Below are 26,798 nucleotides of genomic sequence, written 5' to 3' on the forward strand. Positions count from 1 at the left end.
TTCGTACTCCTCGCACGCGGCCGCTCGTAGCCGCGGTTATCTATTCATTGATGCGCCGGGCCAGGTTGTTGGCGCTTTCGATCAGCACCCGGCGGTAGTCGGCGTAATTGTTCTTGGCGTCGGCCCGAGGGGCGACGATGCACAGGGTGGCGATGGCCACGCCGCCGGGGTCTTTGACCGGTGCGGCGAAGCAGTGGGTGAAGGTGTCGGCGACGCTGTCGAAGGAAAAGAACCCATCGAGGCCGGCCTGGCGGATTTCCTTGAGAAATTGCTCCAGGGGCAAGCGCTCGCCGTCCGGCAAAATGAAGTCGTCGGGGTCGATCAGGTCGACGATCTGTTGGTCACTCAAATGCGCCAGCAGCAGGCGTCCGGACGCCGTCCACGGGATTGGCGCGTTTTCACCGATGTCCGATGAAATGCGGAAATGCCGCTCACCTTCCTTCATCAGCGCGACGGTGTATTTGCGCCCGTTGAGCAGGCACATCTGCGCCGTTTCGCGGGTCTGGCGCACGATCTCCTGCAAGGCCTGGTCAGCCTCGCGGCTCAGGTCGAAATGCCGCAGGTGCGCCTGTCCGAGGAAATACAACTGGCGGCCCAGGTAGACGTGACCGTCCTTGCCCACCGGTTCAAGGATGCGGCGCTCCAGCAGCGACGCCACCAGTTCATAGACCGTGGACTTGGGGCTGCCGATGCCGCTGGCAATATCGTTCGGGCGCAGCGGCTGGCCGATTTCCTTGAGGAAATCGAGGATATCGAACGCCCGATCCAGTCCCCGGGCCCGGCGTTTGATGGTGTCTTCGGTCATGTCATTATTCCTGATCGTTCCCACGCTCTGCGTGGGCAATGCATCCCGTGACGCTCTGCGTCACATCGACAGCGGACGCGGAGCGTCCATGGCGGCATTCCCACGCAGAGCGTGGGAACGATCAATGATCACTTCTTCTTGTAGGCCACACAATCGATCTCGACTTTGCAATCGACCATCATGCTCGCCTGCACGCAGGCCCTGGCCGGGGCGTGTTCAGGGCTGAAGTATTCGCCGAACACCTTGTTGAAACTCCAGAAATCCCGCGGATCTTCCAACCACACGCCGCAGCGCACCACGTCCTTGAGCTCATAACCGGCCTCTTCGAGAATGGCGACCAGGTTCTTCATGGTCTGGTGGGTCTGCTCGACGATCCCGCCGACAATGATCTCGCCGTTCACCGCCGGCACCTGGCCGGACACGTGCAGCCAGCCATCGGCTTCCACGGCGCGGGCGAATGGCCGTGGCTGGCCGCCGCCTGCGGTGCTGCCGGTGCCGTAGCGCGTAATGCTCATGAGTGTTTCTCCTTACTGAATAAAATTAAAAACGGGTGTTCTTGAGAAATTCCGCCAACCGCGGCGATTGCGGCCGCTCGAACAATTCTTTCGGTGGCCCCTGCTCTTCGATGCGGCCCTGGTTCATGAATACGATCTTGTCGGAGACCTCGAAGGCAAAGCGCATTTCGTGGGTCACCAGCAGCATGGTCATGCCGTCCTCGGCCAGGCCCTTGATCACGTTCAGCACCTCGCCGACCAGCTCCGGGTCCAGGGCCGAGGTGACTTCGTCGAACAGCATCAGACTGGGGTTCATGGCAATCGCCCGGGCAATCGCCACACGCTGCTGCTGGCCGCCGGACAACTGGCCGGGGAAGTGATTGCGCCGCTCCAGCAGGCCGACCCGCTCCAGCCATTTCTCGGCCAGGGCCACCGCTTCGTCCTTGGGCAGTTTTTTCACCTTGAGCAGACCCAGGGTGACGTTCTGCAACGCGGTCAAATGCGGGAACAGGTTGAACTGCTGGAAGGCCATGCCGGTCATCGCACGGTGCCGGGCGATGACCTTCTCGGGGTGGCGCACGCGCTTGCCGTCCATGTCGTCATAGCCGATGGATTCGCCGTCGAGCATGATTTGCCCGCCCTGGAACTCTTCGAGCATGTTCACGCAACGCAACAGCGTGGTCTTGCCCGAACCGCTGGAGCCGATCAGCGTGACCACGTTGCCGCGCTGCATGCTCAGGTCCACGCCCTTGAGCACTTCCAGCGGGCCGTATTGTTTGCGCAGGCCGCGAATGTCCAACAGCGGTTGAGTGTTGGAAGGAGTCGAAGTATCAGTCATGGCAAGGCCACCCGCTTTTCAATGTGCCGCCCGAGCAATTCGATGGCGTAATTGATGATGAAAAAGAGAAACCCGGCGAACAGGTAAAACTCCAGGGTCATGAAGGTCCGGGCGATGATCTGCTGGGTGCTGAGCAACAGTTCGGCGACGCCGATCACCGACAACAGGGTTGAGGCCTTGACGATCTCGGTAGAGGAATTGACCCAGGTCGGCAGGATCTGCCGCAACGCCTGGGGCAACAGCACATAGCCCAGCGACTGGTAGAACGTCAGGCCGATGGCCTGGCTCGCCTCCATCTGCCCACGGGGCAGCGCCTGCAAGGCACCGCGCACGATCTCGGCCACATGGGAGCCACAAAACAGCGTCAGGCCCAGCACGCCAGCCTGGAATGCGCCGATCTGCCAGCCCAGGGCCGGGGCCATGTAGAAGCAGGCCAGCACCAGCACGAACACCGGCGTGCCGCGGATCAGGTCGACGTAGAAGCGAAACGGCGCGCGCATCCAGGTCCGGCCATAGGTCAGCACCAAGCCGGCCACCAGGCCGATCAGCGTGCCCAACACAATCGCCAACAGCGAACACTGCACACTGGTCAGGAAGCCGGCCCACAGGGTGTCCCGGGCGATCCATAACTCATGCAACCAACTGGGTGATTCGTACATGGGAGACTCCTAACGGCGGATCGCCAGGCGCTGCTCGAAATACCGCAGCACCATGGCAATGAGGTAACAGGCCGCGACATACAGGGCCGTGGTCACCAGCCAGGTTTCGATCACCCGATAGCTCTCCACGTTGATCTTGCGGGCGTAGTAGGTCAGCTCCGGCACGGCGATCGCCGCCGCCAGGGAGGTGTCCTTGAACAGCGAAATGAAGTTGTTCGACAAGGCCGGCAACACGTTGCGCAGCATCACCGGCACGGTGACGTAGGCTTTCACCTGCCACTCGCCCAGGCCGATGGCCAGCCCCGCTTCCCGCTGCCCCTTGTGAATGCTCAACAGCCCGCCGCGGAACACTTCGGTCAGGTAGGCCCCGGCGTACAGCGAGAGGGTGATGACGAACGACGGCAGCTTGTCCAGGCGGATGCCCAGGCTCGGCAAGGCGAAGTAGATCAACAGGATCAGCACCAGGATCGGCGTATTGCGGATCACCGTGACATACACCGACGCCAGCACCCGCAGAACCCGGTGCTTGCTCAGCAGCGCGAACGCCATGGCCAGGCCGATCACGCAACCGATGGCGATCGACACCAGCGCCAGGGAAAGCCCCAGGCCCAGCCCCGCCAGCAAGGTGTCGAAATCGCGCCAGACGGCAGCAAAGTTCAACTGATAATTCATGGTCGACAGTACCTTCAACGAAGCGCCCGCAAGGGGCGCCCCGGGCTCACAGGGTCATTTGAATTCAACGGGGAAACCAATCGCCGGCGACGGCAGCTCGACGCCGAACCACTGCTTGAACGACGCCGCATAGGTAGGAAATTCCACGCCGGTCATGGCTTCATGCAAGGTGGTGTTGACGAAGTTCAGCCAGTCCTGGTCGCCGCGCTTGACCGCACAGGCGTAGGTTTGCGGGCTCCAGGCATAAGCCGGGCTGCGGTAGCGCCCAGGGTTCTGCACCATCAGGTACTTGACCGAGGACTGGTCGGTGGCGGCGGCATCGGCGCGACCGGAGTTCACCGCCTGGTACATCAAATCGACGCTGTCGTACTGGTCGACCTTGGCCTTGGGCAGCGCCTGGTGCACCAATTCTTCGGCGTAGACGTTCTGCAGCACCGCCACGGTGACGTCATCGCCCGCGGCCTTGAGGTCTTCGATTTCCTTGTACTTGCTGTTGGCCGGCAGCAGCAGGCCCACGCCTTCGCGGTAGTACGGCAGGGTGAACGCCACTTGCTGGGCGCGGCTGGCAGTGACGGTGATGAACTGGCAGCTCATGTCGACCTTGTCGGTCAGCAGATTGGGGATCCGCGCATCGGACGACTGCACCACGAACTCGACTTTCTCCGGGTCATTGAACAGGCCCTTGGCGACCATGCGCGCGATATCGATATCAAAGCCCTGCAACTTGCCATCCGCTCCCTGGAAGTGCCACGGCGCATTGGTACTGCCCGTGCCCACGATCAATTTCCCCCGCTGCAGCACGCTGTCCAGCTTGCTGTCGGCCGCCTGGGCGACACCCACGGCAGCCACCGTGGCCGCGAAGAGAAAAACACATGTTTTGAACAAGGAAGGTCGGCGTTGCATGGCAAGCACTCCAGAGTGAGTTTATTCCGCTATACCGGAACATGGTATGTAACAACGGAATAGACAGCAGAAAGTGTGCCACAGGCTTGGGGCGCATGGGTGAGAAAAATGGAAAGTCAGGGAAATCAGGGAGATGGGAAAAACAGAGGCAATGGATGGGTGCTTGGAATCGTGCCGAGATTGCTACCGTTGGCCACGGCGAGCGGGTAACAAGGCCCCATGCCGGGTACTCGGCGCACCTGGCGCACTGAAACGGAGCCACCTGGAGTTATAAATGGATACCCGCGGGAGCGAGCTTGCTCGCAATAGCGGTGTATCAGTCAATGTTGGTGTTGACTGACCTGACGCTATCGCGAGCAAGCTCGCTCCCACAATTGTTCGGCAGTGTGCCTGGTCTATTTGCGCTTGTAGCTCTTGCTGCCGCCAGGCGTGAGGCAATAGACCCCGCCCCGGGGGCCGACGCAGTAATTGCCACTGCCGCACTGGCAACCGTCGGCGGACTTGAGCAGCGACTGCGGGCGCGCCTCGTTCCGAAGCCCCAGCACAGCGGAACAGGACTTCTTCGAAGCGCTGATGGAGCCGTCATTGCAGAGGAAGGTATCTCCGTCACACCCGGCGATCCCGCCCTTGCGGCCGGAACACGGTTGATTGGCGGCAAGGGCCGAAGTGCCCAGGGCCAACAACAGGATCGCGACACAGGTGCGAAGTAAAGCGGACGTTCCGTGACAGAGGTTCATGACAGCTTCCTGGCTGATAGGTGGCTCTATGCTATCACCCGATCATCTACTGCGCCTAACGCCCGCAAAACCTCACCCTGGACAACATCCGCAAATCCCCCTCGCGGTAATAGTCATCACTCCAGCTGTCATCCACCGCCAGTGGCTTGACCTGCTTGAGGGCGAGTTTTTTCGCGAAGTAGCGAAAGCGGTAATGCTCATAGAAACGCAGCAGTTCCAGCCCGTAGCGGTCGGCCAGGTCGGTATTGCCCTGAATGATCAGGTAGTTCTCGTCGTTGCCGCTGCTGGCGGCGGCGCTGAGGTTGTGGCTGCCGCTGAGGATGGTCGGTGTGTCACTGGTGAAGTCGGTGACGATGGCTTTGGTGTGCACCAGTAGATTGCCCTTCTGGCCTTTCATGTTTTCCCGCAGCCAGCCCTCCAGACCGGTGTTGAGCAACGCGGTGGCGGCGAATTCGGCGGTGCGGTCGGCATGAAAACCGGTGATGCGGCTCTTGGTGTTTTGCAGGCCGTAGCGCAACACGTCGTCATTGGGCTGGCCGAGCAAGGCGTCGAGGATGCGGTCGGGCAACACAAAGGCGGTGACGAACAACAGGTCCTTTCGCGCCCCCTTGATGATGTCGACGAAGCGATCCAGATCGCCCTCCCCGGTGCGTGGCGAGAACCCGGCGAACAACGCTTCTTGCGGGGCCATGGCATTGTTCAGGGTCAGCCACTGGCGAGTGACATCGACATCCTGGGGCGTTGCCCAGATTTGCTCGAATACCTGGGAATAGCTGCTGCTGATCCGCGGGTCATCCAGCACATGCACGACGTTGGCCTGGCGGTAGACACCGTTGGCCGTGAAGTTGGTGCTGCCGCACAGCACGGCTTCAGGGTGCAATGAGCCGTTGACCTCTACCTTGCTCAGCACAATGAACTTGTTATGGAAAATATTGTGGGTGATCCGCCCACGCTTGTTGGCCGCCGGCATGTTTTCGAGGCTGGCTTCGTTGCGCGCCGTGGTGTCGTCTCCCGGCTCGGCGTGATACAGCACCCGCACCTGGGCGCCGCGAGCATGAGCGGCAGTCACCGCGTCGACGATCACCGGCAATTCGTATTCATAAATGGCGACGTCCAAGGCCCAGCGGGCATCCAGCGCCCGGTCGATGAAACCGGTCAAGCGACCCAGCAAGCCGTTTTCCAACCAGCGACGTGGTGCGTCGGGCCAGTCATCGATGGACAGGTGCTTGTTGGCATTGAGCAGCGCGTCCACTTCGGGAAACTTGCGCTGGAACGCCTGACTGGCGGCCACGGCACGGTTGAAGATGACCCGCTGGTCGGCCGGCTGCCCGTCGTCGCTGGTGACGGTGACGGCCAGGGATTCGCCCAATTGCGGTGCATCGGGGCTGCCATAGGCCAGGTGCACGCGATAGTGGATCGTCACGCCGGGGTTGACGGCGTAATCGGCCCAGCGAAATTTCTGCAGGGGTGCCTTGTCGCTGGGGGTGGCGTGGAATTGGGGAAAGGTGTGGGTCTTGTCGGGGAACGTCAGGCTGTTGAACAGGAACAGCCAGGGCTTGTCCCCCTGCTGTTTCTCGATGGCAAAACCCAGCAAGCCCTTGCGCCGGGGTTCGGCCAGGTCCATGGCGAGCAGCACGCCGTTGGTGCCGGCATAGGCCTTGACCCGAAAATCGTCCTGGGCGTTGGTGACGAGTACGCGCATGGTTCACTCCTGTGAGGGCTGCTTGAGCATAGTGCAGTGATGCGGGTCAGGTGGGCAGGTCATTGGAACCGAGGGGATGCCATCGCGAGCAAGCTCGCTCCCACACAGGGCCGGGAATACATCAATCATGAACACACAAAACACTGTGGGAGCGAGCTTGCTCGCGATGGGGCCCTGACAGTCACAGAACCTTTCAATCAGCCTCATCGATATGCCGATACTCAGCCTGCAACTGCCCCGCCAACTGCCGGGCCCGGCCCAGGCGGATCGGGCCGCGCTCGATGTTGATCAACAGGCACGGGCAATCCAGGGAGGGCAGTGACAGTCCCTCCTTGACTCGTCCGTCGGTCATCACCAACACCCGCTGCTGCTCCGCCGGGTAACGCCTGCGCCGCGCAACCAGCCAGCGCCCGGCCTCGTCCAGCGCCGCCAGCAACGGCGTTCCGCCACCGGCGCCCAGGCCATCGAGCCAGTCCCGCAGGCCCGCCGAGGCCTTGAGCCCTTGCACCTGCCAGTTCGGCTGCGTGCCGCTGGCCGTCAACAGCGCCAGGCGGGCCCGTTGCCGGTAGGCGTCGTCGAACAATTGCGCCAACAAGCCTTTGCCGTCACTCAAGGCGCGATGACGACGGGTCGAGGCCGACGCATCGACGATGACCAGCCACAGCTCATGGGGCGCCCGATGCCGAGCGTGCCAGCGCAAGTCTGCATGCCGGTGTGGCCGGCCATTGAGTAACGTTCCCGGCCAGTTCACCGCACCGCTGGCCGCGGCTTTGCTGCGGCCCTGGCGTCCTTGCTCCAATTGTCCTGCACGGGGTCTGGCATTCGCCCCCGCCGTTGAACGAGGGCGAATGCCTAGGGCTTTTTTGGCCAGCTCGGCACGTCACGTCGGGCACCGGTCGGCAGTGCCCGAGCCGGCAGGTCGCCCCACTGGCCTTGGCCTTCGTTGGGCTTGGCCGTTTCATTCGCAGCCGTTTGTGGCGCCTGGGACGACGCCGGTGCCGAATGCCCGCGCCGCCGATGCCGCAAGGCAAATTCGGCGACCGCATCGATGTCCTCATCGGCAATCGCAGCAGCGTCTCGCCAGGCCGCATGGGCCCGGGCCGCCCGCAGCCAGACCAGGTCGGCGCGCAAGCCATCGACCCCGGCGGCAAAACAGCGCTCGGTGATCTGCGCCAGCGTCGCATCATCCAAGGCGATCCCAGCCAAACGGTCACGCGCCCGCTGGCAACGTTCGCGCAACTGCTGCTGGGCCATATCCCACTCCGTGCAGAACGCCAGCGGATCGCTGTCGAAATCCAACCGCCGCCGGATGATCTGGCCGCGTTCAGCCGGGGCGGTGTGACCATCGAGGGCGACGTTCAGGCCGAAACGGTCGAGCAACTGCGGGCGCAGCTCGCCCTCTTCCGGGTTCATGGTGCCGATCAGCACAAAGCGCGCTGGATGCCGATGGGAAATGCCGTCGCGCTCGATCAGGTTGGTGCCACTGGCGGCCACATCGAGCAGCAGGTCCACCAGGTGATCGGGCAGCAGGTTCACTTCATCGACATACAGCACGCCACCATCGGCTTTGGCCAGCACGCCGGGAGAAAATTGCGCGCGCCCCTCTCCCAGGGCCACATCCAGATCGAGGGTGCCCACCAGCCGCTCTTCGGTGGCACCGAGGGGCAAGGTGACGAACTGACCGCTGGCCAGCAGGTCCGCCAGGCCCCGGGCCAAGGTGGACTTGGCCATGCCCCGTGGGCCTTCGATCAGCACACCGCCGATTTTCGGATCGATGGCGGCCAGGCACAGGGCCAGTTTCAGGTCATCGGCGCCGACCACGGCGGAGAGTGGGAAATGGGGTTGGGTCATATCTAATTCTCAAGGGTGGTCGATAGCGTCAATATGAACAGAGTACTTGTGGCGAGGGGATTTATCCCCGCTGGGCTGCGAAGCAGCCCCAAGTGAGTCAACTCAATCTACCTGATACACCGAGGTGTTTGGGGTTAGGGTCGCTTCGCAACCCAGCGGGGATAAATCCCCTCACCACAGGGACGGTGTCTGACCTGCTGATTATGCATGTCAACCATCTTCCTCAATGTCCAACAACAAATTCTCCAGCGCCTCGCGATACTCCCCCGGTTCCTGCCACATCCCCCGCTGCTGCGCTTCGAGCATGCGCTCGGTCATGTCCCGCAGGGCGTCGGGGTTGTGCTGGCGGACGAAGTCCCGGGTGTCCGGATCGAGCAGGTAGGCATCGGCCAGCAAGGCGTACTGGTGGTCGTCGATCAGTTGCGTGGTGGCGTCGAAGGCGAACAGGTTGTCCACCGTCGCGGCCAGCTCGAACGCGCCTTTATAGCCGTGCCGCTTCACGCCGTCGATCCACTTCGGATTGGCCGCACGGGAGCGGATGACGCGGTTGAGTTCTTCCTTCAGGGTGCGAATCCTGGGCAAGTCCGGCAGGCTGTGGTCGCCATGGTAACTGGCCGCGGCGACTCCACCGAGGGTCTCGACCGCCGCCAGCATGCCGCCCTGGAACTGGTAATAGTCGTTGGAATCAAGCAGGTCGTGCTCGCGGTTGTCCTGGTTCTGCAACACCGCCTGCACCTGGCTCAAGCGCCGGGAGAACGGTTCGCGAGCGGCGGTGCCTTCATCGCTGGCGCCGTAGGCATAACCACCCCAGTTCAGGTACACCTCGGCCAAGTCTTCGCGGCTCTGCCACAAGCGACCGTCGATCGCCCCCTGCACGCCCGCGCCATAGGCACCAGGCTTGGCACCGAAAATCCGCCAGCCGGCCTGGCGCGCCGCGTCTTGAGGCTCAAGGCCCGATGCCAGCAAGGCTTCGCGCTCGCTGCGCACCTTGGCCGCCAAGGGGTTCAGGTCGTCCGGTTCATCGAGGGCGGCGACGGCCTGCACGGCGGCATCGAACAGGCGGATCAGGTTGGCGAAGGCGTCCCGGAAGAACCCGGACACCCGCAGCGTCACATCGACCCGCGGCCGGTCCAGCAGGCTCAACGGCAGTATCTCGAAATCATCGACCCGCTGGCTACCCGTGGCCCACACCGGACGCACGCCCATCAAGGCCATGGCCTGGGCGATATCGTCGCCGCCGGTGCGCATGGTGGCGGTGCCCCACACCGACAGACCGAGCTGGCGCAGGTGATCGCCATGGTCCTGCAAGTGCCGCTCAAGGATCAGGTTCGCCGACTGGAAACCGATGCGCCACGCCGTGGTGGTGGGCAGGTTGCGCACGTCCACCGAGAAGAAATTGCGCCCGGTGGGCAACACGTCGAGGCGTCCGCGACTTGGCGCGCCGCTGGGGCCGGCCGGTACGAAGCGCCCGCTCAAGGCATCGAGCAGGCCACGCATTTCCGCCGGACCGCAGGCGTCCAGGCGCGGCGCCACGACGGCTCGCAGGTTTTCAATGATGCCACCCACCACCTCCCAGCCCGGCGCGTCGAGCTGCTCGACCGCGCCGTCCAACGCCTGCTCGATCAACTGCACGGCGAACAGCTCCAGGCGCTCGCGAGTATCGCCGGCGCTGCGCCAAGGTTCGGCGCTGACCCGGCGCAACGCCTCGGGACAGTCGCCCGTCCAAGGTTCGGCCAAGGCACAATCCAGCGGATCGAAGCCCAGCCCGAACGCCTTCGCCAGCGCCCGCAGCAGGCTCGACTGCGCACCCTTGCCATCGCCCCGGGGAATGCGCAGCAACGCCAGCAACGTGTCGATACGCAGCCGCCCGCTGGGCGACTCACCGAAAATGTGCAAGCCGTCACGGATTTGCGACTCCTTCAAGTCGCACAGGTACGTATCCAGGCGTGGCAGCCAGATCGCGGCGTCAGCATCGCTGTCGAGGCCGGCATCCAGTTGCAGCTCGCGGTCGATGTTCGTCTCGCGCACCAGGTTGAGGATGTCCCGTTGCAGTTCCCGGGCGCGACGCGGATCGAGCAATTGCGCCTCGTAGTATTCGTCCGCCAATAACTCCAGGTTACGCAGCGGCCCATAGGTTTCGGCCCGGGTCAGCGGCGGCATCAAGTGGTCGATGATCACCGCCTGGGTGCGACGCTTGGCCTGGGCGCCCTCGCCCGGGTCGTTGACGATGAACGGGTAGATATTCGGCAGTGGCCCCAACAGCACGTCCGGCCAGCAATTTTCCGAGAGCCCGACACCTTTGCCTGGCAGCCACTCGAGGTTGCCGTGCTTGCCGACGTGGATCACCCCGTGGACGCCATAGGTGTGGCGCAACCAGAAATAAAACGCCAGGTAACCGTGGGGCGGCACCAGGTCCGGGTCGTGGTACACCGCACTCGGGTCGACCTGATAACCCCGGGCCGGCTGGATGCCGACGAAGGTCAGGCCCAGGCGCAGGCCGGCGACCATCAGGCGGCCGTCGCGGAACATCGGGTCCTGCTCGGGCGAGCCCCAACGCGCCAGCACCGCTTGGCGATTGGCCTCGGGCAGCGCGTCGAACATGGCCAGGTAGGCATCCAGGGCCAGGCTTTGGTGGCATGGCCGCAGGTCAAGGCTGTCCAGGTCGTTACTGACGCCGCCGAGCAATTGCCGGATCAACGCAGTGCCGCTCGCCGGCAGTTCGGCCGGCAGTGGATAGCCCTCGGCCTGCATGGCCCGCAGGATATTTAAGGCCGCCGCCGGCGTATCCAGGCCGACGCCGTTGCCGATACGTCCGTCCCGGGTCGGGTAGTTGGCGAGGATCAGCGCCACACGCTTCTGCCCATTGGGCAGGCGCGCCAGGGTGGTCCAACGTCGGGCCAGCTCGGCGACAAAATCCATGCGTTCGGGTACGGCGCGGTAGCAGACCACGTCGCTCTGGCTGCGCTCACTGCGCCAGGCCAGGTCCTTGAAACTGATGGGGCGGCTGATGATCCGGCCATCCAGCTCCGGCAAGGCAATGTGCATCGCCAAGTCCCGCGGGCCCAGGCCCTGCTCGCTGGCGCGCCAGCCCGGTTCGTTGTCCTGGGCGCAGATCGCCTGGATCACCGGGATGTTGCGGCGAAACGGTCGCAAGTGCGGGGCTTCAGGGCTGGATTGAGCGAAGCCGGTGGTATTGAGGATCACCCCGGCCTCCACCTCGTCCAGCCAGTCTTCGACCAGCGCCAGGCAACCGGGCTCCTTGAGGCTGGCCACGGCAATCGGCAACGGATTGAGCCCCGCCGCTCGCAGGCGCTGGCAAAACACATCGATGAACGCGGTGTTCGCCGCTTGCAAGTGGGAACGATAAAACAGCACCGCCGCCACCGGTTGCCCGGCGCTCCACTCGGCTTGCCAATCGCCGAGGCTGGCGCTGGTTTTTTCCGGGTGATAGATCGCCGTGCGCGGCAGGGTCTGCGGCTCGGCCCACGGATAATCGCGGCCGAACCATTGACTGCCAAGGTTGTGAAACAGGTCCAGGGCATTGCCCAGGCCGCCCTGGCGCAAGAACTGCCAGAGCCGATCACGGTCTTCGACGGCCACGTTGCTCAGGTCACTGAGTTCCGGGTCCGGACGATCGTCCCCCGGCACCAGGATCAGCTTCACCCCGCGCCCGGCCAGCTCCACCAGGCGTTCAACGCCATAGCGCCAATAACCGATGCCGCCGTGCAGCGACAACAGGATGACCTTGGCGTGGCGCAGCACGCCTTCGAAATACAGATCCACCGAGGCGTGGTTCTGCACCTGCATCGGATTGGCGAGGCGAAACTCCGGATAATCGCCCGGCAACTGCTTCGCCGCTTCGGCCAGCAGTGCCAGGCTGGAATCGCCGCTGCACAGGATCACCAGTTCGGCGGGGGTTTGCCCCAGGTCGGCAATGTTGTCATCCGACACGAAACCGCCGGGCTGAGTCCTGAGCAGGTGCATGGCTTAGGCGCTGAGGGCGGCGCGCAACTGCGCTTCAAGCAGCGCAGCGTCCAGCGCCTGGCCGATCAGCACCAGACGGGTGACCCGCGCTTCCTCGGCGCCCCACTGGCGGTCGAAATGTTTATCGAAACGCGTGCCAACGCCTTGGATCAGCAGGCGCATCGGCTTGTTCGGGATCGCCGCGAAACCCTTGACCCGCAGTACACCGTGCTGGACCACCAGTTGCGTCAGCGCGTCCAGCAACAGGCTTTCGTCGGCCTGGGGCAGCTCGATGGAGATGGAATCGAAGGCGTCATGATCGTGGTCGTCATCGTCGCCATCGTGGTGATGGTCGTGATGGCTGTGGCGGCCGTCGATGTGCTCTTCGGAACCGGCGCCCAGGCCGATCAACACGTCCAGCGGCAGGCGACCGCTGCTGGCTTCGATGACCTTGACCGCCGGCGGCAGCTCTTCGGCGACTTCCAGGCGAACTTTGGCCAAGTCTTCAGGGCTGATCAGGTCAGCCTTGTTGAGGATCACCAGGTCAGCACTCGCCAGTTGGTCGGCGAACAGCTCGTGCAACGGCGATTCGTGATCCAGGTTCGGGTCGAGTTTGCGCTGGGCATCGACCTGGTCGGGGAAGGCGGCGAAGGTGCCGGCGGCCACGGCTGGGCTGTCGACCACGGTGATCACCGCATCGACCGTGCAGGCGCTGCGGATTTCCGGCCATTGGAAAGCCTGGACCAGTGGCTTGGGCAAGGCCAGGCCGGAGGTTTCGATCAGGATATGGTCGAGGTCGCCACGCCGGGCCACCAGCTCTCGCATCACAGGGAAGAATTCTTCCTGCACCGTGCAGCACAGGCAGCCGTTGGCCAGTTCATAGACGCGGCCGTTGGCCTCTTCTTCGGTGCAACCGATGGCGCACTGCTTGAGGATCTCGCCGTCGATACCCAGCTCGCCAAACTCGTTGACGATCACGGCGATGCGCCGGCCTTGGGCGTTGTCGAGCATGTGCCGCAGCAAGGTGGTCTTACCCGAGCCGAGAAAGCCGGTGACGATGGTGACGGGGAGTTTGGCCAGTGTTTTCATCGGATGCCCTTTGGCAAGGTGGCGGGCAAACGGGACGACAACCGCGGGCACAGGTGTGCACGGAAGATTTCGCCACCGGATCACCCCGCCCGGTTGTAGTGAGAATCTGTCTCGAGGCAGGTCTCCTGGCTGACGGCGGGCCAGTCTTTCGACTGGCAATGGCTGCGCCTTCCCGTGCGCCTTTGGTAAAAGGGCATGCACAGTGGCCTTGCAGAAACCTCACCGTTCACAGTTGCGGGGGCAGCCGCGGCTTGGACCGCGTTCCCTTCTTAGCTTCGGCACAGGCCGAAGAACCTCGAAGGCGCAAGGCTACGCAGGGTGTGGGGGCGGGTCAATCTCCGCAAGTAAGTTCTGCGGTGTCCTTGCTCGCGATGGGCTGCGCAGCGGCCCCCTGTGCATTGACGGCCCCGCCCCACCCATGCTCTCCTGTGCGCCTAGTTACGGGTGCCCTTCACAGGGTGAAACGGGAAACCGGTGAATCGTGTGCTTTACTCCAAAGCCACGTCAGTCCGGTGCTGCCCCCGCAACGGTAAGCGAGCGAAGCGTCTGAACCACTGTGTCCCCGGACATGGGAAGGTGACGCTTGCAGGCAAGGCTCAGCCCCTGCCCCTCGCGAGCCCGGAGACCGGCCCATGACTCAAAGCATCAACAAACCCGCGGTGGGCGGGCGCTGTTCGAACCTTGGCGGTCTTTCGCCCGGGGTCTCATTGCGCTCGCATCCCCACGGAACAAAAACAGAGGGAAGCGCCATGTCGACCATCAGCAGCACCGCCCGCACCGCCAGCAGCACCACCACCCTGAGCCAACGCCTGAGCGCCGCGATCCTGGCTTCGATCCTGGGCGCGGGGCTGGTCTATTTCGCCGGTTTCTCCCACATCGAAGCGGTGCACAACGCCGCCCACGATACCCGCCACAGCGCCGCCTTCCCGTGCCATTGAGAACTGACGACATGATCAAGCGTATCGCGCAGACCGCCGGCTTCAGTGGCTTGCTGGCCGCCCTGCTGCTGACCCTGTTGCAGAGTTTCTGGGTATCGCCGCTGATTCTCCAGGCGGAAACCTTCGAGAAGGCCCCGGCGACCGAGGTCCATGAGCACACCGACGGTGTGGCCCACACCCATGATGCCGAGGCCTGGGAACCGGAAGATGGCTGGCAGCGCGTGCTGTCCACCACCGGCGGTAACCTGGTGGTCGCCGTGGGTTTTGCCCTGATGCTGGCGGGCCTGTACACCTTGCGCGCACCGACTCGCACCTCCCAGGGCCTGCTCTGGGGCCTGGCCGGTTATGCCACTTTCGTCCTGGCACCCACCCTCGGCCTGCCCCCGGAATTGCCCGGCACCGCAGCGGCCGACCTGGCCCAGCGGCAGATGTGGTGGATCGGCACCGCGGCGTCCACGGCGGTGGGCATTGCCCTGATCGCCTTCGGCCGGCACTGGCTGCTCAAGCTGCTGGGCGTGGCGACGTTGCTGGTGCCCCACCTCATCGGTGCGCCGCAGCCCGAAGTCCACTCGATGCTGGCGCCCGAAGCGCTGGAAAGCCAGTTCAAGATCGCCTCGCAGGTGACGAACGTCGCCTTCTGGCTGGCCCTGGGCCTGATCAGCGCCTGGCTGTTTCGCCGTGACGGTCAAGCCCACCACGACGCATGAACACTGGGGCGATGCTGGTGATCGGCCTCGGTTGCCAACGCGGTTGCCCGGCCAGCACGCTGCGGGCCTTGCTCGACCAGACGTTGCTGGCCCACGGCATCGAACTTCACCAGGTCCGGGCCCTGGCCAGTATCGACCTCAAGCGTGACGAGCCCGGGCTGCTGGAACTGGCCGGGCAACTGGCCCTGCCGCTGACCTGTTTCAGTGCCGGACAGTTGGTCGGTTACGAACAGCGGCTTAGTCATCGCTCCGAGATCGCCTTCGCGCGAACCGGTTGCTACGGCATCGCCGAAAGCGCCGCCCTGGCCTTGGCCGACCAATTGGGCACGACACCCGCAACGCTGCTGATTCCCCGCCAAACAGGCCCCATGAGCACGTTGGCATTGGCGGTCGTGGCGTAAATCCCGATAATCGCCGCCCAGGATCATGAGCGATCTTCATCTGGGCGACGCTCACCCACCTTCCACAGGAGCCGGTCATGACCGTGTACTTCATCGGCGCCGGCCCCGGCGACCCGGACCTCATCACGGTCAAAGGCCAGCGACTGATCCGCCAGTGCGCGGTGATCATCTACGCCGGCTCGCTGGTGCCGACCGCCGTCCTCGAAGGCCATTGTGCCGAACAGGTGATCAACAGCGCCGAGCTGCATCTGGAACAGATCATCGAATTGATCAACAGCGCCCATCTCAAGGGCCAGGACGTGGCCCGGGTGCACTCCGGCGACCCGAGCCTGTACGGCGCCATCGGCGAACAGATTCGTTGCCTGCGGGAACTGGACATCCCTTTCGAAATCATCCCGGGCGTGACCGCGACCTCAGCCTGCGCCGCCCTGCTGGGTGCCGAACTGACCTTGCCGGACATCTCCCAGAGCCTGATCCTCACCCGTTACGCCGATAAATCCCCGATGCCCGCTGGGGAAGAACTGGGCAACCTGGCACAGCACGGGGCGACCATGGCGATTCACCTGGGGGTCAATCACCTGGAAAAAATCGTCGACGAACTGCGGCCCCACTACGGCGCGGATTGCCCGATTGCGGTGATCCACCGGGCGACATGGCCGGATCAGGATTGGGTGATGGGGACGCTGGCAGATATTGCCGAGAAGGTGCAAGCCAAGGGTTTCCGCCGGACGGCGCTGATCCTGGTGGGGCGTGTGCTGGGCAATGACGTGTTCAGCGAATCGTCGCTGTACAGCGCCGGACATGCGCATCTCTACCGGCCCTGAGGCAATCGGCAAGAGCCAACCCCGATCCCTGTGGGAGCGAGCTTGCTCGCGATAACGACGGCACATTCAACATCATCGCAGGCTGACCCACCGCTATCGCGAGCAAGCTCGCTCCCACAGGGGGGGTGGATACAGGCTGACGACTGAAACCAGTGTGGCGAGGGAGATTGCTCCCTCGCCACACACTATCCGCAGCGAACACCTATCAGTAGTAGGCGTTTTCTTTCTGCGTATGGTCGGTCACGTCACGCACGCCCTTGAGCTCCGGAATGCGCTCGAGCAAGGTGCGCTCGATGCCTTCCTTCAAGGTCACGTCAGCCTGGCCGCAGCCCTGGCAGCCGCCGCCGAACTGGAGCACGGCGATGCCGTCTTCCACCACGTCGATCAACGAAACCTGGCCGCCGTGGCTGGCCAGCCCCGGGTTGATCTCGGTTTGCAGGTAGTAATTGATGCGCTCGTTGACCGGGCTGTCGGCATTGACCATCGGCACCTTGGCGTTCGGTGCCTTGATGGTCAGCTGGCCGCCCATGCGGTCGGTGGCGTAGTCGACCACCGCATCGTCCAGGAAGGCTTCGCTGAACGAGTCGATGTACGCGGTGAAGCTCTTGAGCCCCAACGCGGTGTCTTCGGGTTTTTCTTCTCCCGGCTTGCAGTAGGCAATGCACGTCTCTGCGTACTGGGTGCCGGGCTGGGTGATGAAGATGCGGATCCCGATCCCCGGGGTGTTCTGCTTGGACAGCAGGTCGGCCAGGTAATCGTGGGCGGCATCGGTAATGGTAATGGCGGTCATGGAAACTCCTCGCAGGCTTGACGGCAGTTTACGCCAATCATCGCGCCGGACAAAGTCCTAGTATTTTTGTCAGGAAAGCGTCCGACGGCACGGGGTTTGCCGCCGGACAGGCCTATCAGAGGTTCTGGTAGCGATTCATGTCCAGCACACCGCTTTCCACGGGCTCCGTTTCCTGGATGTACTGGCTCAGGTCATGGAAGTAATACCAGAACTGCGGGTGACTGCGGCGAATCCCCCAGCGCTCGACGATCCGCTCGAACGCCGGCTCATCCTGGGCACGTTCCATGGCCTCGACAAATGCCGGCACTTGCCCGGCCGGAATGTTGAACATGAAGTTCGGATAGCTGCTGAGCACGCCCGGGTAGACCGTCAGCGTGTCCAGCCCCGGCTGATAGCGCGTCTCCTCGCCCAGCAGGAACGCCACGTTGCTGTGGGCCCGGTTGCGCAGCAGGCTGTAGACCTCACGTTGGCCGCTGGCGGTTTCGATGCGCAACAGGGTCGCTTCCGGCAGTTGGTCGATCACCTTGAGCCCCGCCGCCGGTCGCGACACCAGCCGACTGAGGGCCTGCTCGGCGTTTTGCAGCGCAGGGTCGATGTTCGGGCGCGAGCAGTAGGCACCGTCGCAACGGTTGATCGGATCGGGGTGCGCGTTCAGCTCGCCATAACGGGTCAGCAGTTGCTGGGCGAAATCACCCTTGGGATCGCGCTCGTCAAGCTTGAGGGCGGTCGGTTTGTCATTGTCGATGGCCTCATAATCGAGCCACATCTTGAATTTGCCACCGGCCTGGTACCAGTCGTCGAGGTAGCCTTCCCGGGAGTCGGCCGGCATCAGGCGCAGGAAGTTCTGCTCCGCACCGTTGCGGATCAAATCGAAATACAACCGGGTCTGGGCCTGGTGGGAGACGTTGCCGAACACGTCGAAATTCACCGCCAACTGATAATAGGTACGCTCCAGTAACGGGAAGTCGAACAGCCACATCGTCTGCGGCACCTCCCCGATCAGCCCCTTGGTGACCGAAGCGCTGTCGAAATGCCGGAAAATGCTCAGCAGCGCGTTGTCGTTGCCGGCCCACAGCGTCGACCAGCTCGGAGCCGGCAGCTCGGCATAGTTGTCGCGGCGCAAGGCCTCGTACTCGTTGCGCTTGTCACGGTAATCGAGCCACAGGCTGAGGACGCTGCCCACATCGTCGTTCTGCCCCGGCATCGCCAACAGCGGTGTGGCCTGGCCGCGGTAGTTCGGATCGGTGATGTACAGATCGTGTTCAGGGGCCTGGAACAGCGCCCAGAAATTGTCACGGATCACGTCCGTGGCGATCTGGCCCCGGCACACCGGCCCGCGAATGAACGTCCGCACGAAATACTCGGCGTTATCGAGCATGAATTGGTAGCGGGCCTGGGCCGGAATCGCTTCGAAGGTGGAAAACGGGTTGGCCCGGCGCTCCGGACCGTACCCCGGCAACGCGGTGACCTGCCACTTGCCGCTGTAGAACAGGCTCTTGATCCGCGCCATCTTCGCCGCGCTCAAGCCGTAGGTGATGTGGGTCTTGTGCACGATCACCCCTTGCACCGGCCAGAGCCGATAATAGACGCGGGTGCCGGGATCGTCGTTCGGGCGGCGGGTGTTGATCAGGTCGATGGGCTGCCCGGTGGGCGTACGCGAACGCACCCATTGGAAGAAATGCCCCGGCTCGCCGTCCTTGAAATAGATATGCGCCAGGAACCAGTGCTCGAACAACCAGCGCCCCACCAGGCTTTCCCGGGCGCCGGGGGCGTTGAGCAGGTTTTCCCACTGCACCACTTGCAAGGCTTCGGCGGCGCTCGGGGCCAAGGCCTGCTGGTCGATGGGGGCGCCGGCGGCCAGCCAGCGCTGCAGGGTCTGGTATTGCTGGTCGGTCAGGCCGGTGACCGCCAGCGGCATGCCTTCCCTGGGATGGGCTGCCGCATATTCGTCGAATTGATCCGGCATCGCGCAGCTGTTCTCTCGATTGAGACCCAACACGATCTCCTCCGGCAGCTTGGCGTTGGGTTGCAGCGGCGTGCGGTGCCCCAGTTCCAGCATTCGCGCCATCAACGCCGCCTGGCTGCCTTGGGCGTCGAGCACCGAATAGAAGCCTTTGCGCTGCCAGGCGCGCTGGCCGGAGGCATCGTAGAACAAACGGGTCGGCTCGGCCGCCTGGCGCCGCTCGCCGTCATACACCGACAGCTTGCTCGCGCCCCGTGCCGCCCCTTCGCCGCTGCCCAGGTTCAATTGGCAGGCGGAGTCGTAGCAGGCATGACAGGCCACGCATTTTTCCGTGAAGATCGGCTGGATGTCGCGGGTGTAGGAGATCGCCGGAACGGGATTCCCGGCGGCTGCGCTAAAAGACAACGACAGCAACAGACTGCCGAATAAGACGCGGTACGGCATGTCTCGGGTCCCTAAGAGATAGTCCGGCGATTCTACCGGGCCAGCATCGCCTTGCAAACATGAGCGATATTCATGCAAAAGCCCCTCATGATCAAATCCTGCGCAGGTTTGCTATCATCCCGGCCTTCGTAATGGTCTTTTTTTCCAGGTAGTCCTATGTCCGATCGCAGCGCTCGCCTTTATCTTCTCCAGCAAGCCCTCAAGGAACGCATCCTGATCCTCGACGGCGGCATGGGCACGATGATCCAGAGCTACAAGCTGGAAGAACAGGACTACCGCGGCAAGCGTTTTGCCGACTGGCCGAGCGACGTCAAGGGCAACAACGACCTGCTGGTCCTGAGCCGCCCGGACGTGATCGGTGCCATCGAAAAGGCCTACCTGGATGCCGGTGCCGACATCCTGGAAACCAACACCTTCAACGCCACCCAGGTGTCCCAGGCCGACTACGGTATGCAGGCCCTGGCCTACGAGCTGAACCTGGAAGGCGCGCGCCTGGCCCGCCAGGTGGCCGACGCCAAGACCCTGGAGACCCCGGACAAGCCACGCTTCGTCGCCGGCGTGCTCGGCCCGACCAGCCGCACCTGCTCGCTGTCGCCGGACGTAAACAACCCCGGCTACCGCAACGTGACCTTCGACGAACTGGTGGAGAACTACACCGAAGCCACCAAGGGCCTGATCGAAGGCGGCGCCGACCTGATCCTGATCGAGACCATCTTCGACACGCTGAACGCCAAGGCGGCGATCTTCGCCGTGCAAGGGGTCTACGAAGAACTGGGCGTCGAACTGCCGATCATGATCTCCGGCACCATCACCGACGCCTCCGGCCGCACCCTCTCCGGCCAGACCACCGAAGCCTTCTGGAACTCGGTGGCCCACGCCAAGCCGATCTCCGTGGGCCTGAACTGCGCCCTCGGCGCCAGCGAACTGCGCCCGTACCTGGAAGAGCTGTCGAACAAGGCCAGCACCCACGTATCGGCCCACCCCAACGCCGGCCTGCCCAACGAGTTCGGCGAATACGACGAACTGCCGGCCGAGACGGCCAAGGTCATCGAAGAGTTCGCCCAGAGCGGCTTCCTGAACATTGTCGGCGGTTGCTGCGGCACCACCCCGGCGCACATCGAAGCCATCGCCAAGGCCGTGGCCGGCTACGCGCCGCGACAGATTCCAGAGATCCCGAGGGCTTGCCGCCTGTCGGGCCTGGAACCGTTCACCATCGATCGCAGCTCCTTGTTCGTCAACGTCGGCGAGCGGACCAACATCACCGGTTCCGCCAAGTTCGCCCGGTTGATCCGCGAGGACAACTACACCGAAGCGCTGGAAGTGGCCCTGCAGCAGGTCGAGGCCGGCGCCCAGGTGATCGACATCAACATGGACGAGGGCATGCTCGATTCGAAGAAGGCCATGGTGACCTTCCTCAATCTGATTGCCGGCGAACCGGACATTTCCCGCGTGCCGATCATGATCGACTCCTCCAAGTGGGAAGTGATCGAAGCCGGCCTCAAGTGCATCCAGGGCAAGGGCATCGTCAACTCCATCAGCATGAAGGAAGGCGTCGAGCAGTTCATCCACCACGCCAAACTGTGCAAACGCTACGGCGCCGCCGTGGTGGTAATGGCCTTCGACGAAGCCGGCCAGGCCGACACCGAGGCGCGCAAGAAGGAAATCTGCAAGCGCTCCTACGACATCCTGGTCAATGAAGTCGGCTTCCCGCCGGAAGACATCATCTTCGACCCGAACATCTTCGCCGTCGCCACCGGTATCGAAGAGCACAACAACTATGCCGTGGACTTCATCAACGCCTGTGCCTACATCCGCGACGAACTGCCGTACGCGCTGACCTCCGGCGGCGTGTCCAACGTGTCGTTCTCGTTCCGTGGCAACAACCCGGTGCGCGAGGCGATCCACTCGGTGTTCCTGCTGTATGCGATCCGCGCGGGCCTGACCATGGGCATCGTCAACGCCGGCCAACTGGAGATCTACGACCAGATCCCGGTGGAACTGCGTGACGCCGTGGAGGACGTGATCCTCAACCGCACCCCCGAAGGCACCGACGCCCTGCTCGCCATCGCCGACAAGTACAAGGGCGACGGCAGCGTCAAGGAAGCGGAAACCGAGGAATGGCGCGGCTGGGAAGTGAACAAGCGCCTGGAGCATGCGCTGGTCAAGGGCATTACCACCCACATCGTCGAAGACACCGAAGAATCGCGACTGTCGTTCGCCCGGCCGATCGAGGTCATTGAAGGCCCGCTGATGGCTGGCATGAACATCGTCGGCGACCTGTTTGGTGCCGGCAAAATGTTCCTGCCCCAAGTGGTCAAGTCCGCCCGTGTGATGAAGCAGGCCGTGGCCCACCTGATTCCGTTCATCGAGGCGGAAAAAGGCGACAAGCCGGAGGCCAAGGGCAAGATCCTGATGGCCACGGTCAAGGGCGACGTCCACGACATCGGCAAGAACATCGTCGGCGTGGTGCTCGGTTGCAACGGCTATGACATCGTCGACCTGGGCGTGATGGTGCCAGCGGAGAAGATCCTGCAGGTGGCCAAGGAGCAGAAATGCGACATCATCGGCCTGTCCGGCCTGATCACCCCGTCCCTGGATGAGATGGTGCATGTGGCGCGGGAGATGCAGCGCCAGGACTTCCATCTGCCGCTGATGATCGGTGGCGCCACCACCTCCAAGGCCCACACGGCGGTGAAGATCGAACCCAAGTACAGCAACGACGCGGTGATCTACGTCACCGACGCCTCCCGCGCCGTGGGCGTGGCGACCCAGTTGCTGTCCAAGGAGCTCAAGCCGGCGTTCGTCGAGAAAACCCGCCAGGACTACATCGAAGTACGCGAGCGCACGGCCAACCGCAGCGCCCGCACCGAGCGCCTGAGCTACCCCGCTGCCGTGGCCAAGAAGCCACAGTTCGACTGGAGCAGCTACCAGCCGGTCAAGCCGACCTTCACCGGCGCCAAGGTGCTGGACAACATCGACTTGAACGTCCTGGCCGAATACATCGACTGGACACCGTTCTTCATCTCCTGGGACCTGGCCGGCAAATACCCGCGCATCCTCACCGACGAAGTGGTCGGCGAAGCCGCCACCGCGCTGTACGCGGATGCCCGGGCGATGCTGCGCAAGCTGATCGACGAGAAACTCATCAGCGCCCGCGCCGTGTTCGGCTTCTGGCCGGCCAACCAGGTGCATGACGACGACCTGGAAGTCTACGGCGACGATGGCAAGCCACTGGCGCGCTTGCATCACTTGCGCCAGCAGATCATCAAGACCGACGGCAAGCCGAACTTTTCCCTGGCCGACTTCGTCGCGCCCAAGGACAGCGGCGTGACCGACTACGTCGGCGGCTTCATCACCACCGCCGGCATCGGCGCCGAAGAAGTCGCCAAGGCCTATCAGGAGGCCGGCGACGATTACAACTCGATCATGGTCAAGGCCTTGGCCGACCGCCTGGCCGAAGCCTGCGCCGAATGGCTGCACCAGCAGGTGCGCAAGGAGCATTGGGGTTATGCCCAGGACGAGAGCCTGGACAACGAGGCGCTGATCAAGGAGCAGTACACCGGCATCCGCCCTGCCCCCGGCTACCCGGCCTGCCCGGATCACACCGAGAAGGCCACCTTGTTCCGCCTGCTCGATCCCGAGGCCAGCGAACTGAAAGCCGGCCGCAGCGGCGTGTTCCTCACCGAACACTACGCCATGTTCCCGGCGGCAGCGGTCAGCGGCTGGTATTTCGCCCATCCCCAGGCGCAATACTTCGCCGTGGGCAAGATCGACAAGGACCAGGTCCAGAGCTACACCGCGCGCAAGGGCCAGGATTTGAGCGTGACGGAGCGTTGGCTGGCACCGAACCTGGGCTACGACAACTAAGCCCCCTTAAAATAAGCGCCCTTAAAAGATCGCAGGCTTCGCCAGTTCCTACAGGGTTTTGTGTGTTCCCGTAGGCACCGGCGAAGCCTGCGATCTTTTTTTGTCTATGCTTGTCCCACACACATGGCAGACGAGGGATTTATGGACGATCCAGTCGACAACAAGCCGCCGACCCTGTGGCAGATGATGCACAGCGTGCTGGCCGCCGCCTTCGGCGTACAGAGTGGCAAGAACCGCGCCCGGGATTTCACCCACGGCAAGCCGAGTCACTTCGTGATATTGGGGATCACGTTCACGGTGATTTTCGCCTTGACGCTGTTTGGCATCGTCAAGCTGGTGGTGCATCTGGCGGGGTTGTAACGCTCTCCAACACAACATATGACCCTGTGGGAGCGAGCTTGCTCGCGATCACGGTGCACCAGTCGACATCAATCCGACTGAACCACCGCTATCGCGAGCAAGCTCGCTCCCACAGGTTTTTCATCGCCAGGGATAAACCGTTTACTGGTGACTGACCCAGAACACTGCGGTGCCCACCACCAGGATAATCAGAAACAAAATGGCCCAGGCATCAACAGTACTGTCGCTTTTCCTTGCTTTGGTCGGATTGCTCATTGCATCGCCTCTTGTCGGTTTTGTAGGTGATTGCATAGGGACTCGACCACAGTTAAGACGATGATTGCCCGTACGACAAATGTGGGTTAGGCAATAATCAATCTCATTAGTCGATTTGGTTCTTTACATATACTCAAACATCACTTTTGCGCATAACTCAAAACAGGTATCTTGCACCGGCTCCTCTAGGAGTGCGCGGCCGTGCGCGCAGAATTGCCGAGGCAGAACCCGATTCCAGCGAGCCAACATGCAGCTGTTTCTGATCGGCCCAAGCCTGAGACCGAGACTTATATGTACGTATATGACGAGTACGATCAGCGAATCATCGAGGACCGCGTCAAGCAGTTCCGTGATCAGACCCGACGCTATCTGGCAGGCGAGCTGAGCGAAGAAGAATTCCGCCCTCTGCGCTTGCAGAATGGCCTGTATATCCAGCGCTTCGCCCCGATGCTGCGCGTGGCTGTGCCTTATGGCCAGCTGACTTCACGCCAGGTGCGCAAGCTGGCGCAAATTGCCCGGGACTATGACAAGGGCTATGCCCACATCAGTACCCGGCAGAACGTCCAGTACAACTGGCCGGCCCTGGAAGATGTGCCCGAGATCCTGGCCGAGCTGGCCACCGTGCAGATGCACGCGATCCAGACCAGCGGCAACTGCCTGCGCAACGTCACCACCGACCAGTTCGCCGGTGTCGCGGCCGACGAGTTGATCGACCCGCGGCCGTGGTGCGAAATCGTTCGCCAGTGGACGACGTTCCACCCGGAATTCGCCTACCTGCCGCGCAAGTTCAAGATCGCCATCAACGGTTCGAGTTCGGACCGTGCGGCCATCGAAGTCCACGACATCGGCCTGGAGACGGTCTACAACGCAGCCGGCGAACTGGGCTTCCGTGTGCTCGTGGGCGGCGGCCTGGGGCGTACCCCGGTGGTTGGCGCGTTCATCAACGAGTTCCTGCCGTGGCAGGACCTGCTGAGCTACCTCGACGCCATCCTGCGGGTGTACAACCGCTACGGCCGTCGTGACAACAAGTACAAGGCGCGGATCAAGATCCTGGTCAAGGCCCTGACGCCTGAAGTGTTCGCCGAGAAGGTCGAAGCCGAGATGGCTCACCTGCGTGGCGGCCAGACGACCCTGACCGAAGCCGAAGTCCATCGTGTGGCCAAGCATTTCGTCGATCCAGACTACAAGGCCCTGGGCAATCAGGACGCCGAACTGGCAGCCCTGGACAAGGAACACCCGGGCTTCGCCCGCTGGCGCACCCGCAACACCCTGGCCCACAAGAAGCCGGGTTATGTCGCGGTGACCCTGTCCCTGAAACCCACCGGCGTGGCACCGGGCGACATCACCGACAAGCAACTGGACGCCGTGGCCGACCTGGCCGAGCGCTACAGTTTCGGCCAGCTGCGCACCTCCCACGAGCAGAACATCATCCTGGCGGACGTTGAACAGAGCCAGTTGTTCACCCTGTGGGGCGAGCTGCGCGAACAAGGTTTCGCCACCCCGAACATCGGCCTGCTGACCGACATGATCTGCTGCCCGGGCGGCGACTTCTGCTCCCTGGCCAACGCCAAGTCGATCCCTATCGCCGAATCGATCCAGCGTCGTTTCGATGACCTGGACTACCTGTTCGACATCGGCGAGCTGGACCTGAACATTTCCGGCTGCATGAACGCCTGTGGTCACCACCACGTCGGCCACATCGGCATCCTGGGCGTGGACAAGAAAGGCGAAGAGTTCTACCAGGTCTCCCTGGGCGGCAGCGGCAGCCGCGACGCCAGCCTGGGCAAGATCCTCGGCCCGTCGTTTGCCCAGGATGACATGCCTGACGTGATCGAGAAGCTGATCGACGTGTACATCGAACAACGTACCGCGGACGAGCGCTTCATCGACACTTACCAACGTATTGGCATCGACCTCTTCAAGGAACGCGTCTATGCAGCGAATCATTAAGAACAACGAGGTCATCGACGAAACCTGGCACCTGTTGCCCAAGGACGCGACCCTCGATGGCATCTCCAACTGCGACGACCTGATCGTGCCACTGGCCCTGTGGCGCGATCATGCCCATGCCCTCAAGGCCCGCGACGGCGGCCTGGGTGTGTGGCTGGACGCCGACGAGGAAGCGGAAGAAATCGGCGAAGACGCCAACCAGTTGCAGGTCATCGCCCTGAACTTCCCGGCCTTCACCGACGGACGCAGCTACTCCAACGCCCGCCTGCTGCGTGACCGCTATGGTTTCAAGGGTGAATTGCGGGCGATTGGCGACGTGCTGCGCGACCAGCTGTTCTACATGCGCCGCTGCGGTTTCGACGCCTTTGCCTTGCGCGCCGACAAAGACCCCTTTGAGGCCCTCGAAAGCCTCAAGGACTTCTCGGTGACCTACCAGGCTGCCACTGACGAACCGCTGCCACTGTTCCGTCGTCGCTGAAACAGCCCCATGAAAAAGCCCTGATCCGGGTGTGCCGGTTCAGGGCTTTTTCATTTGATGGTCCCCACCGTGGCGGCCCAGCCCCCTGTGGGAGCGGGCTTGCTCGCG

22 protein-coding genes and 2 riboswitches are annotated in these 26,798 nt (G+C 63.1%); of the genes, 8 read left to right on the forward strand and 14 right to left on the reverse strand.

The window, feature by feature from the left end:
• Positions 1-40 precede the first annotated feature (40 nt).
• The 12 genes from BM317_RS17695 to cobW all read right to left on the reverse strand — a co-directional run bounded on the left by BM317_RS17695 (position 41) and on the right by cobW (position 13,713).
• Positions 41-805, reverse strand: a complete 765-nt coding sequence (locus BM317_RS17695; protein ID WP_058543922.1) for an IclR family transcriptional regulator — start codon at positions 803-805, stop codon at positions 41-43.
• 128 nt (positions 806-933) lie between these two features.
• On the reverse strand, positions 934-1,320 hold the full coding sequence (locus BM317_RS17700) for a RidA family protein (protein ID WP_092170313.1): 387 nt from the start codon (positions 1,318-1,320) through the stop codon (positions 934-936).
• 25 nt (positions 1,321-1,345) lie between these two features.
• Positions 1,346-2,137, reverse strand: coding sequence for an amino acid ABC transporter ATP-binding protein (locus tag BM317_RS17705; protein WP_092170316.1), 792 nt, complete (start codon positions 2,135-2,137; stop codon positions 1,346-1,348).
• On the reverse strand, positions 2,134-2,796 hold the full coding sequence (locus BM317_RS17710; RefSeq protein WP_092170319.1) for an amino acid ABC transporter permease: 663 nt from the start codon (positions 2,794-2,796) through the stop codon (positions 2,134-2,136). Before BM317_RS17710 ends, BM317_RS17705 begins: the two co-directional genes overlap by 4 nt.
• Before the next feature lie 9 nt (positions 2,797-2,805).
• Positions 2,806-3,468 carry an amino acid ABC transporter permease gene (locus BM317_RS17715; protein ID WP_018608019.1) on the reverse strand — a complete coding sequence of 221 codons (663 nt, stop codon included), beginning with the start codon at positions 3,466-3,468 and terminating at the stop codon, positions 2,806-2,808.
• 54 nt (positions 3,469-3,522) lie between these two features.
• Positions 3,523-4,371 (reverse strand): transporter substrate-binding domain-containing protein, encoded by an 849-nt coding sequence (locus BM317_RS17720; protein ID WP_063321992.1) that lies wholly within the window; start codon positions 4,369-4,371, stop codon positions 3,523-3,525.
• A 395-nt stretch (positions 4,372-4,766) separates the two neighbouring features.
• Positions 4,767-5,108 carry a YdcA family protein gene (locus BM317_RS17725; RefSeq protein ID WP_092170322.1) on the reverse strand — a complete coding sequence of 114 codons (342 nt, stop codon included), beginning with the start codon at positions 5,106-5,108 and terminating at the stop codon, positions 4,767-4,769.
• Positions 5,109-5,163: 55 nt separating this feature from the next.
• The gene (locus tag BM317_RS17730) at positions 5,164-6,810 is read right to left on the reverse strand and encodes a phospholipase D-like domain-containing protein (RefSeq protein WP_092170325.1); all 1,647 of its coding nucleotides are present in this window, start codon (positions 6,808-6,810) and stop codon (positions 5,164-5,166) included.
• A 193-nt stretch (positions 6,811-7,003) separates the two neighbouring features.
• Positions 7,004-7,609, reverse strand: a complete 606-nt coding sequence (locus BM317_RS17735; RefSeq protein WP_256574163.1) for a vWA domain-containing protein — start codon at positions 7,607-7,609, stop codon at positions 7,004-7,006.
• Positions 7,610-7,662: 53 nt separating this feature from the next.
• Positions 7,663-8,661: a magnesium chelatase ATPase subunit I gene (locus tag BM317_RS17740; RefSeq protein ID WP_092170330.1), complete on the reverse strand. Its 999-nt coding sequence runs from the start codon at positions 8,659-8,661 to the stop codon at positions 7,663-7,665.
• A gap of 210 nt (positions 8,662-8,871) precedes the next feature.
• Positions 8,872-12,645, reverse strand: coding sequence for a cobaltochelatase subunit CobN (cobN, locus tag BM317_RS17745; protein WP_092475471.1), 3,774 nt, complete (start codon positions 12,643-12,645; stop codon positions 8,872-8,874).
• A gap of 3 nt (positions 12,646-12,648) precedes the next feature.
• Complete coding sequence (gene cobW / locus BM317_RS17750; RefSeq protein ID WP_060738114.1) at positions 12,649-13,713, reverse strand: cobalamin biosynthesis protein CobW; 1,065 nt, start codon at positions 13,711-13,713, stop codon at positions 12,649-12,651.
• 97 nt (positions 13,714-13,810) lie between these two features.
• Positions 13,811-14,026, reverse strand: a riboswitch (cobalamin riboswitch).
• A gap of 112 nt (positions 14,027-14,138) precedes the next feature.
• Positions 14,139-14,362, forward strand: a riboswitch (cobalamin riboswitch).
• A 100-nt stretch (positions 14,363-14,462) separates the two neighbouring features.
• Here cobW and BM317_RS17755 point away from each other — a divergent pair.
• The 4 genes from BM317_RS17755 to cobM all read left to right on the forward strand — a co-directional run bounded on the left by BM317_RS17755 (position 14,463) and on the right by cobM (position 16,583).
• Positions 14,463-14,651 carry a CbtB domain-containing protein gene (locus tag BM317_RS17755; protein WP_014338677.1) on the forward strand — a complete coding sequence of 63 codons (189 nt, stop codon included), beginning with the start codon at positions 14,463-14,465 and terminating at the stop codon, positions 14,649-14,651.
• A gap of 11 nt (positions 14,652-14,662) precedes the next feature.
• A complete protein-coding gene (locus BM317_RS17760) occupies positions 14,663-15,358 on the forward strand; it encodes a CbtA family protein (RefSeq protein WP_092170337.1) in 696 nt (231 codons plus the stop codon).
• Positions 15,355-15,759, forward strand: coding sequence for a cobalamin biosynthesis protein (locus tag BM317_RS17765; RefSeq protein WP_092170342.1), 405 nt, complete (start codon positions 15,355-15,357; stop codon positions 15,757-15,759). The genes BM317_RS17760 and BM317_RS17765 overlap by 4 nt, the downstream gene beginning before the upstream one ends.
• A gap of 77 nt (positions 15,760-15,836) precedes the next feature.
• Positions 15,837-16,583 carry a precorrin-4 C(11)-methyltransferase gene (gene cobM / locus BM317_RS17770; protein ID WP_092170346.1) on the forward strand — a complete coding sequence of 249 codons (747 nt, stop codon included), beginning with the start codon at positions 15,837-15,839 and terminating at the stop codon, positions 16,581-16,583.
• A gap of 205 nt (positions 16,584-16,788) precedes the next feature.
• Here the strand turns inward: cobM and nfuA are convergent, their stop codons facing one another.
• Together nfuA and BM317_RS17785 are read right to left on the reverse strand one after the other, a co-directional pair.
• Positions 16,789-17,373 (reverse strand): Fe-S biogenesis protein NfuA, encoded by a 585-nt coding sequence (nfuA, locus tag BM317_RS17780; RefSeq protein WP_003182850.1) that lies wholly within the window; start codon positions 17,371-17,373, stop codon positions 16,789-16,791.
• A 115-nt stretch (positions 17,374-17,488) separates the two neighbouring features.
• A complete protein-coding gene (locus BM317_RS17785) occupies positions 17,489-19,780 on the reverse strand; it encodes a fatty acid cis/trans isomerase (protein ID WP_092170355.1) in 2,292 nt (763 codons plus the stop codon).
• Positions 19,781-19,936: 156 nt separating this feature from the next.
• Here BM317_RS17785 and metH point away from each other — a divergent pair, with 156 nt between their 5' ends.
• The 4 genes from metH (at position 19,937) to BM317_RS17805 (ending at position 26,690) form a co-directional block, all read left to right on the forward strand.
• Positions 19,937-23,647 carry a methionine synthase gene (gene metH, locus BM317_RS17790; protein ID WP_092170360.1) on the forward strand — a complete coding sequence of 1,237 codons (3,711 nt, stop codon included), beginning with the start codon at positions 19,937-19,939 and terminating at the stop codon, positions 23,645-23,647.
• A 141-nt stretch (positions 23,648-23,788) separates the two neighbouring features.
• Positions 23,789-24,007 (forward strand): DUF2970 domain-containing protein, encoded by a 219-nt coding sequence (locus BM317_RS17795; RefSeq protein WP_092170364.1) that lies wholly within the window; start codon positions 23,789-23,791, stop codon positions 24,005-24,007.
• A gap of 546 nt (positions 24,008-24,553) precedes the next feature.
• On the forward strand, positions 24,554-26,212 hold the full coding sequence (locus BM317_RS17800; protein ID WP_092170368.1) for a nitrite/sulfite reductase: 1,659 nt from the start codon (positions 24,554-24,556) through the stop codon (positions 26,210-26,212).
• Entirely contained in the window at positions 26,196-26,690 is a 495-nt protein-coding gene (locus tag BM317_RS17805) for a DUF934 domain-containing protein (RefSeq protein WP_063322008.1), read from the forward strand. Before BM317_RS17800 ends, BM317_RS17805 begins: the two co-directional genes overlap by 17 nt.
• The last annotated feature ends 108 nt before the right edge of the window (positions 26,691-26,798 follow it).

It is taken from the genome of Pseudomonas sp. NFACC24-1, from assembly GCF_900115235.1.
Classification (GTDB): domain Bacteria; phylum Pseudomonadota; class Gammaproteobacteria; order Pseudomonadales; family Pseudomonadaceae; genus Aquipseudomonas; species Aquipseudomonas fluorescens_AA.

Coding starts and splice junctions, on each gene's coding strand:
- metH (WP_092170360.1), top strand. CDS start 19,937: ATGTCCGATCGCAGCGCTCGCCTTTATCTTCTCCAGCAAGCCCTCAAG.
- BM317_RS17700 (WP_092170313.1), bottom strand. CDS start 1,320: ATGAGCATTACGCGCTACGGCACCGGCAGCACCGCAGGCGGCGGCCAG.
- BM317_RS17765 (WP_092170342.1), top strand. CDS start 15,355: ATGAACACTGGGGCGATGCTGGTGATCGGCCTCGGTTGCCAACGCGGT.
- BM317_RS17805 (WP_063322008.1), top strand. CDS start 26,196: ATGCAGCGAATCATTAAGAACAACGAGGTCATCGACGAAACCTGGCAC.
- BM317_RS17755 (WP_014338677.1), top strand. CDS start 14,463: ATGTCGACCATCAGCAGCACCGCCCGCACCGCCAGCAGCACCACCACC.
- BM317_RS17795 (WP_092170364.1), top strand. CDS start 23,789: ATGGACGATCCAGTCGACAACAAGCCGCCGACCCTGTGGCAGATGATG.
- BM317_RS17725 (WP_092170322.1), bottom strand. CDS start 5,108: ATGAACCTCTGTCACGGAACGTCCGCTTTACTTCGCACCTGTGTCGCG.
- BM317_RS17705 (WP_092170316.1), bottom strand. CDS start 2,137: ATGACTGATACTTCGACTCCTTCCAACACTCAACCGCTGTTGGACATT.
- cobN (WP_092475471.1), bottom strand. CDS start 12,645: ATGCACCTGCTCAGGACTCAGCCCGGCGGTTTCGTGTCGGATGACAAC.
- BM317_RS17695 (WP_058543922.1), bottom strand. CDS start 805: ATGACCGAAGACACCATCAAACGCCGGGCCCGGGGACTGGATCGGGCG.
- cobM (WP_092170346.1), top strand. CDS start 15,837: ATGACCGTGTACTTCATCGGCGCCGGCCCCGGCGACCCGGACCTCATC.
- BM317_RS17710 (WP_092170319.1), bottom strand. CDS start 2,796: ATGTACGAATCACCCAGTTGGTTGCATGAGTTATGGATCGCCCGGGAC.
- nfuA (WP_003182850.1), bottom strand. CDS start 17,373: ATGACCGCCATTACCATTACCGATGCCGCCCACGATTACCTGGCCGAC.
- BM317_RS17715 (WP_018608019.1), bottom strand. CDS start 3,468: ATGAATTATCAGTTGAACTTTGCTGCCGTCTGGCGCGATTTCGACACC.
- BM317_RS17740 (WP_092170330.1), bottom strand. CDS start 8,661: ATGACCCAACCCCATTTCCCACTCTCCGCCGTGGTCGGCGCCGATGAC.
- cobW (WP_060738114.1), bottom strand. CDS start 13,713: ATGAAAACACTGGCCAAACTCCCCGTCACCATCGTCACCGGCTTTCTC.
- BM317_RS17800 (WP_092170368.1), top strand. CDS start 24,554: ATGTACGTATATGACGAGTACGATCAGCGAATCATCGAGGACCGCGTC.
- BM317_RS17760 (WP_092170337.1), top strand. CDS start 14,663: ATGATCAAGCGTATCGCGCAGACCGCCGGCTTCAGTGGCTTGCTGGCC.
- BM317_RS17730 (WP_092170325.1), bottom strand. CDS start 6,810: ATGCGCGTACTCGTCACCAACGCCCAGGACGATTTTCGGGTCAAGGCC.
- BM317_RS17720 (WP_063321992.1), bottom strand. CDS start 4,371: ATGCAACGCCGACCTTCCTTGTTCAAAACATGTGTTTTTCTCTTCGCG.
- BM317_RS17785 (WP_092170355.1), bottom strand. CDS start 19,780: ATGCCGTACCGCGTCTTATTCGGCAGTCTGTTGCTGTCGTTGTCTTTT.